Raw genomic sequence first — 277 nt, forward strand, 5'->3', positions numbered from 1 at the left:
GTTCTGAGCAGAAATGACCTGTGCAGTTTTTTGCGCATTCGTATCACCAAAGGCAGAGCGAAGACGATCTTGTGCTGCATTACGCAGATCACTGCTGGTGTTGATCAAAGCAGTTTTGGAAGAAGCATGCACTTCACCTGACAGCATATCGAATGCTGCGCGGGCATTTGCATCACTATCCTGTCCGGCAATAGCATCATAAACGGCATTACCGATGCCAAGTCCTTCAGCAGCACTGGCGACGGCCTGCTGGTTTCCGGTCTGTGCAACAGAGGCG

The 277-nt window shown here is 51.3% G+C and carries 1 pseudogene; it reads right to left on the reverse strand.

From position 1 onward, the window contains the following. Positions 1-277, reverse strand: a pseudogene (locus HBA93_RS20955) (autotransporter outer membrane beta-barrel domain-containing protein); the annotation flags it as partial.

This window comes from Ochrobactrum sp. SFR4 (assembly GCF_019730395.1).
Lineage (GTDB): Bacteria > Pseudomonadota > Alphaproteobacteria > Rhizobiales > Rhizobiaceae > Pseudochrobactrum.